Annotated in this window: 1 protein-coding gene; it reads right to left on the bottom strand. The window is 71.3% G+C overall.

Features of this window, described 5'->3' with window-relative positions; all coding sequences use genetic code 11:
- Positions 1-385 precede the first annotated feature (385 nt).
- Complete coding sequence (gene gabT / locus ACIQOV_RS39170; RefSeq protein WP_359909189.1) at positions 386-1,726, bottom strand: 4-aminobutyrate--2-oxoglutarate transaminase; 1,341 nt, start codon at positions 1,724-1,726, stop codon at positions 386-388.
- Between the last annotated feature and the right edge of the window lie 297 nt (positions 1,727-2,023).

A 2,023-nucleotide genomic window follows, 5' to 3' on the forward strand; every position in this document is an offset into this window, starting at 1 on the left:
GGGGGGTGTGGGTCGGACGGTCGGTCGATCGGCCTTCGGTGGGCGCCGACCCTCCCGGGCCGGCCTGGTCGTCCTCGTGCGGCACCCGCGCGACCGGCCCCGGAAGGGGCCCCGCGGACGGCCGCGCCAACGGCTGAGGCTCGCTGTCCATCTGCGATGACACTACGTCAACAGCCCTTCCGCGCCGAGCGCCTTCAGCGATTCCGCACACCATCTTCACCCCGCGCCGGGCAACCTCCGGGGCACCCCGTCGATCATGCCCGGACCGCCCGCGCGGCACGCCGGAAACCGAACGGCCCGTGCGGACCAAGAGGTCCCCACGGGCCGTTCAGCGCTGTCCGGACAACCCTCCGGCGGGGGTTCACGACCGGACGGGCGACACCGCTCAGAGGGCGGCGAACGCACCCTCCAGGATGTCCAGGCCCTCGGTCAGCAGGTGCTCCGGCATGACCAGCGGCGGCAGGAAGCGCAGCACGTTGCCATAGGTGCCGGCGGTCAGCACGACCAGGCCCTCGGCGTGGCAGGCCTTGGCGATGGCCGCGGTGGCCGCCGCGTTCGGCTCCTTGCCGCCCGGCAGCACCAGCTCGACGGCGATCATCGCACCGCGGCCGCGGACCTCACCGATGATCTCGTACTTCTCCTGCATGGCCCGCAGGCGGCCCAGCATGATCTCGCCGATCCGCTGCGCCTTGCCGTTGAGGTCCAGCTCCTTCATGGTCTCGATGGCGCCCAGCGCGGCGGCACAGGCCACCGGGTTGCCACCGTAGGTGCCACCCAGACCACCGGTCTGCGCGGCGTCCATGATCTCGGCGCGGCCGGTCAGCGCGGACAGCGGCAGGCCGCCGGCGATGCCCTTCGCGGTGGTGATCAGGTCCGGGACGATGCCCTCGTCCTCGCACGCGAACCACTGGCCGGTGCGGCAGAAACCGGTCTGGATCTCGTCCGCGACGAACACGATGCCGTTCGCCTTCGCGAACTCCACGATCGCCGGCAGGAAGCCCTTGGCCGGCTCGATGAAGCCGCCCTCGCCCTGGATCGGCTCGATGATGATCGCGGCGACGTTCTCGGCACCGATCTGCTTGTTGATCGCGTCGATCGCCTGGGCCGCGGCCTCGGCGGCGGCGTTCTCCGCACCGGTCAGCCAGCGGTACGGGTAGGCGACCGGCACCCGGTAGACCTCGGGGGCGAACGGACCGAAGCCCTGCTTGTACGGCATGTTCTTCGCCGTCAGCGCCAGGGTCAGGTTGGTGCGGCCGTGGTAGCCGTGGTCGAACACCACGATGGCCTGGCGCTTGGTGTAGGCGCGGGCGATCTTCACCGCGTTCTCGACGGCCTCGGAACCCGAGTTGAACAGCGCGGTGCGCTTCTCGTGGTCACCCGGGGTCAGCTCGTTCAGCTGCTCGGCGACCGCCACGTAACCCTCGTACGGGGTCACCATGAAACAGGTGTGCGTGAAGTTGCCCAGCTGCTCGGTCGTCCGGGCCACCACGGCCTCGGCGCTGTTGCCGACGTTCGTCACGGCGATGCCGGAACCGAAGTCGATCAGCGAGTTGCCGTCCACGTCCTCCAGCACGCCGCCGTTGGCACGGGACACGTACACCGGCAGGGTGGTGCCGACACCGGCCGCCACCGCACCCAGCTTGCGGGCGTGCAGCTCCTGCGACTTCGGACCGGGGATCGCGGTGACCAGGCGGCGCTCCTGCGGGAGCGGCGTTGCGGCGCTCATGGGGTTTCTCCAGACTTCTCGGCTCGGTGCTTCGCAGGCTACGGCCGCCCTCCCCACCCGGGCACGCGCCACTCGGTAGCAGTGCGCCGTCCGACTTGTCCGGCACGGCCAGCGCGGGCGGCACGACTACCCGCAGGCCACGCTCCACTACCCTGAGCGCGGGCGTGTCGCCGGTACGGCGGCATGGGTATGGCGGCACCGACGGCGGTCGGGCCGGGCGGGCGGGCGAGGGAGCGGCCCACCCACCTGTCGACCGCGCGCTTCCAGGACTTCCGCCGCCTGGTCACCATCGACTAC

It is taken from the genome of Kitasatospora sp. NPDC091257, assembly GCF_044757675.1.
Classification (GTDB): Bacteria; Actinomycetota; Actinomycetes; order Streptomycetales; family Streptomycetaceae; genus Kitasatospora; species Kitasatospora lactacystinica.